Here is a 3313-nt window from a genome sequence, read left to right as displayed (position 1 = left end):
CCCTCCCCCTTGTGGGGAGGGCGGACTCGGCCGCAGGCCGAGCCGGGTGGGGGTGGTGCCGGTTCGCAGGATGAAGTCTTCTGCGAAGCCACCCCCACCCGGTCGGACGCTGCGCGTCCGCTCGGCCCTCCCCGCCGCTGCGCGGGGGGAGGGTTGGCGCAGCGGAAACCGCGCGCGACCCGCCATATGCAACGGCCCTGCCGCTGGCCGGCGCAGGGGAGGGGCGCGCGCCCCTCCGGAAGCCGTCCGCGGTCACGACTTGCCGTCGCAGGCTTCGGTGCGCTTGGGCCAGCCCGTGTTCTTCTCCACGTAGTCCCTGGCCGCGGCCTCCTGGAGCGGGGCCACCTTCTCGGTCAGCGGGGAGATGGGTTTGGTCACGGGCACATACGCCTTGCCGTCGAATTCCTGCACGAAGGACGCCTTGTGGCCGTTATGATCGGCGCAGCTCAGCGCGATCGGCTCGGCGAAGCCCTCGAAGCCCAGCTCCTTCAGCCGCTCCGCCGAGAGGTCGAGGCTTTCGAGCCCGCGCCGGACATCCTCGCCGGTCACCTGCTTCTTGCCGGTGATCTTCTGCGCATTGGCGATGCCCTCGGCGATCAGCATCGAGTTGTAGACGCCGCGATTGTAGAGGACCTCCCCGACCGTCGATTTCTCGGCCTTGCTCTGGCCCTTGTCCACGACATGCTTGACGATGTCCTGGATGGCCGGGAAATTGGCGTTGGCGGCATGCCAGTTCAGGGTCTTGAAGCCCTTCGCGCCGGCGCCGGCGCCGCGCGCATCCTCCTCGGACGGCCACCAGATCGAGATGAACTTGTTCATCGGATAGCCGATCTTCACGGCCTCCTTGATCGCGGTCGGGTTGAGGGCGCCCCAGCCGTACATGATCATGTAGTTCGGCCTGTCGCGGCGCACGCCGAGCCATTGCGAGGACTGGTTCGCCATCTCGGTCGCGGCGACGGGATACAGCTTCAGCTCGAAGCCATAGTCCTTCGCGAGCTGCTCGAGCAGCGGGATCGGCTCCTTGCCGAAGCCGGCATCGAGATAGATATAGCCGATCTTCTTGCCCTTGAGCTTCTCGAGCCCGCCCTCCTGCTCGGCGATGTACTTGATGATCATCGAGGCGCCGTCCCAATAGGTGTTGGGCGGGTTGAAGATCCAGGGGAAGCGGCTGCCGTCCGCCGAGGCCGAGAGGCCGTAGGCCATCGACAGGATCGGGATCTTGTCGACCGCGGCCTTCGGGATCAGGGGCAGGGTGATGCCGGTCGACCAGGGATTGACCATGACGGGCTTCTTGCCCTTCACGGCCTCGTAGCACTCGACGCCCTTCTTGGTGTCGTAGCCGGTTTCGCATTCCTCGACGATCAGCTTGACCCCGCCGATGCCTCCGTCGCGGGCGTTCAGCATTTCGAGGTAGTCGCGCATGCCGTTGGCGATCGGGATGCCCGAGCCGGAGAAGGGACCGGTGCGATAGGTGAAGAGCGGGACGTAGATGCCCTCTTCCGCCGCGGCCGGCAACGAGACGCGGGCCAGCGGGGGCGTCATGAGGCCGAGGGTAATTGCGCGTTTCAGTATATGAATTCCCCCCGGGAGGTCGTCGCCGCCCGTTTCTTTTTGTGTGGCGCATGGGGGGGAATGCGTCATCCCGCCGATGCACAGACTTTAGTCGACCGACGGCCCCTCAATAGGGGAAGGGCCAGACCCGGAGCTTCTGCTTCACCGTCTGCCACAGGCGGGCCAGCCCGTGGGGCTCGAGGATCAGGAAGCCGATGATGAGCGCCCCCACGATCATGTAGGTGATGTGCTCGATCGTCGAGGGAGCGACCTCGATCCCGACGGCCGGCGCCCAGGTTCGGAGGGCGATCGGCAGGAGATAGATCAGCCCGGCGCCGAGGAAGGAGCCGAGGAGCGAGCCGAGCCCGCCGATGATCACCATGAACAGGATCTGGAAGGAGAGCGTGATGGAGAAGACCTCGGGCTCGGCCGAGCCGTACCAGAGGAAGACGAGCAGCGCCCCCGCGACCCCGCACAGATAGGAGGAGACGGCGAAGGCGAGGAGCTTCGTGCGCAGGAGGCGGATGCCGATCAGTTCGGCGGCGATGTCCATGTCGCGCACCGCCATCCACATCCGCCCGATGCGGCCGTGGACGAGGTTCGAGGCGAGAAGCGTGAGCAGCGTCACGATCGCCAGCACGACGAGATAGCGCACGGAGGAGGAGGCGGTGGGCCCCGTCACGGCGATGCCGAAGGCCGTGCGGCCAGGCACCTCGATCGCGCCGGAGGTGTTGTCGTTGTAGAGCCAGGGGATGCGCTGGAAGGCCCAGGAGAGGAAGAACTGCGCCGCCAGCGTCGCCACCGCCAGGTAGAAGCCCTTGATGCGCAGGCTCGGCAATCCGAAGACGAGCCCGACCAGGGCGGAGAACAGCCCGGAGGCGAGGATCCAGACGACGATGTTCACCTCGGGGAAGAAGGTCGTCAGCTTGTAGCAGGCATAGGCGCCCACCCCCATGAAGCCGCCCGTGCCGAGCGACAGGAGGCCCGTATAGCCCGTCAGGATGTTCAGCCCGATCGCTGCGAGCGCGTAGATCAGGAAGGGGATCATGACGACGTTCAGCGTGTAGTCGCTGGCGAAGAGCGGCAGGACCAGGAAGGCCGCGAGAAGGATGATCCCGATCCCGATCCGGTCCTCCCGCAGCGGGAAGACGGCCATGTCGGCGGCATAGCTCGTCTTGAACTGGCCCGCCTCGCGGTAGAACAAGGGCCTTCTCCTCCTCGCGGGCGGTCTTGCGCCGCCCGCCCCGTTGTTTGAGGCGGCGGCGGCGGTCTCGTCAATTCCGACGAGAGTTCAATTCCGGCATCCGAAGACATCTGGCACGAAAAATTGATCCGGCGCAGGTTCGAGGGGCGCGCGGATTGGCCGCGTGCTATGGAGTGGCCTCCAGATCCCGGAGAGGGACGATGCTTCTGGACGACGATCCCGCGCGCGCCTTCATGCCTTATCCGGCGGTCGAGGTGCCGGGCGCGGCGAGGGGGCCGCTCGCGGGCCTGACCTTCGCCGTCAAGGATCTCTTCGACGTCGCGGGCTACCCGACCGGAGGCGGCTCGCCCGCCCTCCTCGCGCGCTCGGGGATCAAGACCCGCACGGCCCCCGCGGTCCGGCGCCTGCTCGATGCGGGGGCCCGCTTCGTCGGCAAGACCCATACGGACGAGTTCGCCTTCTCCATGACCGGCAAGAATGCGCATTTCGGCACGCCGGTGAATGGCGGGGCGCCGGACCGCATTCCGGGCGGCTCCTCCTCTGGCTCGGCCTCGGCGG

General features: G+C 66.9%; 3 protein-coding genes. 1 reads left to right on the top strand and 2 read right to left on the bottom strand.

Features of this window, described 5'->3' with window-relative positions; all coding sequences use genetic code 11:
- Window positions 1-252: 252 nt before the first annotated feature.
- A complete protein-coding gene (locus PKD06_RS16665) occupies window positions 253-1542 on the bottom strand; it encodes an ABC transporter substrate-binding protein (RefSeq protein WP_324382065.1) in 1290 nt (429 codons plus the stop codon).
- A 136-nt stretch (window positions 1543-1678) separates the two neighbouring features.
- Window positions 1679-2755, bottom strand: a complete 1077-nt coding sequence (locus PKD06_RS16660) for a branched-chain amino acid ABC transporter permease (RefSeq protein WP_324382063.1) — start codon at window positions 2753-2755, stop codon at window positions 1679-1681.
- A 233-nt stretch (window positions 2756-2988) separates the two neighbouring features.
- On the opposite strand from PKD06_RS16660, the gene PKD06_RS16655 reads away from it, so the two are divergent.
- Window positions 2989-3313, top strand: a 325-nt coding sequence (locus tag PKD06_RS16655) for an amidase family protein (protein ID WP_324382067.1), incomplete at its 3' end; no start/stop codon positions are given.

It is taken from the genome of Enterovirga sp. (assembly GCF_035325185.1).
GTDB lineage: Bacteria > Pseudomonadota > Alphaproteobacteria > Rhizobiales > Beijerinckiaceae > Enterovirga.
This window is presented reverse-complemented; position numbering and strand designations above follow the sequence as displayed.